Annotated in this window: 2 protein-coding genes and 1 pseudogene; all 3 read right to left on the bottom strand. The window is 60.0% G+C overall.

Features of this window, described 5'->3' with window-relative positions:
* Nucleotides 1-675: pseudogene (locus tag ABHR76_RS09855) on the bottom strand (TIGR03960 family B12-binding radical SAM protein); the annotation flags it as partial.
* A gap of 10 nt (nt 676-685) precedes the next feature.
* Nucleotides 686-1615: a YcjF family protein gene (locus ABHR76_RS09850; RefSeq protein WP_035138588.1), complete on the bottom strand. Its 930-nt coding sequence runs from the start codon at nt 1613-1615 to the stop codon at nt 686-688.
* An 18-nt stretch (nt 1616-1633) separates the two neighbouring features.
* Nucleotides 1634-2806 (bottom strand): FtsW/RodA/SpoVE family cell cycle protein (locus ABHR76_RS09845; RefSeq protein WP_346977617.1); only part of this gene is annotated, 1173 nt, incomplete at its 5' end.

The raw sequence follows: 2806 nt of genomic DNA, 5'->3' as shown, positions 1-2806 counted from the left end.
GGTGTAGCCATGCGGCGAGCAGGGCTCGTCGTGACGAACCTCATAGAGCGACGGCACGTAGTTGCCGGCAATGGATGCAAGCTGCTCGACAATCTGCGCGCGCGGGACCCCTTCGTCACGCAGGCGGCGATGCAGCTGGCAGGTCTCGAGCAGCGATTCCTCGCCCTCACCGATGAGGATGGCATCGAAGAAGGCCGCGTACGGCTCGGGGTTGTACACCGAGGGGCCGCCGGCGATGATGATAGGGTCGTCTTCACCTCGGTCGGCCGCTAACAGCGGAATGCCAGCGAGGTCGAGTGCCTCGAGGAAGTTCGTCACCGCCATCTCGTGCGGCACATGCAGGCCGACGATATCAAACGAAGCGACCGGCGCTGCACCCTCGAGCGACAGCAGCGGAATGCCTGCCTCGCGCATGGCGTCACCCATATCGGGCCACGGCACATAGCCGCGCTCGCAGGAGATGCCCTCGGCCTGGTTAAGGATGTTGTAGAGGATGGCGATGCCCTGGTTGGGCAGACCGACCTCGTACACATCCGGGTAGATCAGGCAGCAACGGTAGTCGGCATCGGCCTTGGAAAGCGTACCCCACTCGTGATCGATATAGCGACTCGGCTTCTCGACCTTGGCGAGCAACGGCTCAATTAAATGAAAACAGTCTTGGTATGCAACGCGCAACGGAAAACCCCTAAGCAGCGAGATCTGATGCGTCCTGATAGGACGCCATAGGACGGGTAGCGCCCGCGACCGCAGTCACCAGATCGCGAACGCGGGAAAACGTGGCAGTGACCACCTCGTTAGCACGGCTGTAGTCGACATCGCGCTCGTAGAGCGAAACGAGCGCACGGCCCATGCCATAGGTGCCCGCGGCAGCAGCGAGCGCCTTGACGGCAAACCCAATATGCGGCGTCTGCTTGACGAGCGCGCGGGTGACCGCGCGGATCACAAGACCGCCGGCAAGCACGCCCGCGACCTCGTAGCCGCGCTCAGGCTTAATGCCGCGTCCAAAGACGGCAGCGAGCTCAAAGAGCATGCCCACCTGCGCCAGCGCCATAACGGGATAATCGGTGCCCGGCAAAAACACCAAAGCCCCGGTCGCCATATTGGTGAGCGCACACGAGGTGATGATACGATTGGCCGCCGCGATGCGCATGAAGGCAAAGTTCGCCGCAAAAGCCGTTTCCTTGTCGGTGCGATCGAGAATCCAGCGGGCAAGCGTCTCGAGCAGATACGTCTTATCGGTTGCCGCCACCACACCGAGCATGGGCGTGGACTCCTCGATAAACGGCACCTCCACAGCAGACTCGGCAAGCACGCACACGGGCGCGCCGGCGATCACGAGCTCCTGCACGGCACTCTCCAAGCGGTCGGAACCACACGAGAGCACCAGCACCACATCGGTATCGGTCTTTGGAGCAATTCGCTCCTCCCCCAGACGCTCGACGCGCACAATGCCCGAGGTCGTCTGCGGCACAAAGGCGTCACGCACCGTCTCGGCCAGAAAGCGCGAGGCGGACGAATCCAGATAGACCGAGACGCGCACCGGCGTATCGGAATCCTTCTTAACGGACGCGCCCATCTTAAAAGCGCGGGTCAGCTTATCTACGGGAATTTTCATAGCAAACCCCTCCAGCGGTTACGCGGCGCCCGAACGATGCCGCCATATGGATTGTACGATACCCACCGTCAGCAGTTGGATCATCATCGAAGACGAACCAAAGCTAATAAACGGTAGCGGAATACCGGTAATCGGCATCATGCCGATGCACATGCCGATGTTTTCGAAGGTCTGGAACGCCCACATGCCAACGATGCCCACACACGACAGACGCAGGAACAGCGACTCACACTTAAAGGCGACGCGAATCGTCGAAAAGATCAGCAGCACGTAGAGGCACAGGAGAAAAAAGGAACCGCAAAAACCAAAGGTCTCGGACAAAAAGGCGAAGACGAAGTCGGTGTGGAACTCAGGCAGAAAGCCGCCGGCCGACTGCGTCGCATGGCCCAAACCCTTACCAAAGAAGCCGCCCGAGCCAACGGCGATAAGCGACTGCTGCAGGTTGTAGGCATCGTCCGAATCGGCATTATCGGGGTCGATAAAGACCGTCAGACGGTTCATCTGATACTGCTTGATGAGCACATCGTGGCCGAGCAACGAATCAAAGACCGAATCGAGCGCCAGAACGAGGGCCACCAGGCCCACGAGCAGGGCCAGAGTCGACAGCACCCATTCGCGGCGTGCACCGCTCATACAAATGACGATGGCGCCCGAAACAAGCACGACCAGGCCCGAGCCCAGGTCGCCCATGGCAACGACGGCCAAAAACGGAATGGACAGCATGCCGCAGAGCTTGACGTAGTCGCGAACGGTATCGATGCGACCGTTATACTGCGAGCCAAGCGTAGCAATAAAGAAGATGGTGATGAGCTTGGCAAGCTCAACCGGCTGGAATGTCAAGCCGATACCGGGAATCTTGATCCAGCCCGTCATGCCCAGACCGCCTGTATAGGACAGACCCGGAATCTTGGGCGAGAGGATCACGATCAGGTCGATGACGAGCAACGCCGTCGAGAAATTGGAAATACCGCGCAGGTCGGTACGCCAGACCAGCACCGCCAGCACCGCTCCGATGCCAATTCCCAGCAGATGGCGTGAGAACGAAGCGTCGGCCTTAAACTGCGAAGCCGACCAGATAATGATGGCACCGTAGGCGACGAGAGCCACAGTAGCCACGAGCACACCGATATGCACCTTTTGGCGAAACGTGCCGCGCGAGGCCGAAAGTTGCTTGTTGACACGGTCCAGGCT

It is taken from the genome of Collinsella aerofaciens (genome assembly GCF_039752985.1).
GTDB lineage: Bacteria > Actinomycetota > Coriobacteriia > Coriobacteriales > Coriobacteriaceae > Collinsella > Collinsella aerofaciens_BT.
The sequence above is the reverse complement of the archived record's forward strand: the minus strand, read 5'-3'. Positions and strand labels throughout refer to the sequence as shown.

What these genes read in the sequence shown, in the direction of transcription:
- ABHR76_RS09850 (WP_035138588.1), bottom strand. Translation starts at nt 1,615, where the DNA reads ATGAAAATTCCCGTAGATAAGCTGACCCGCGCTTTTAAGATGGGCGCG.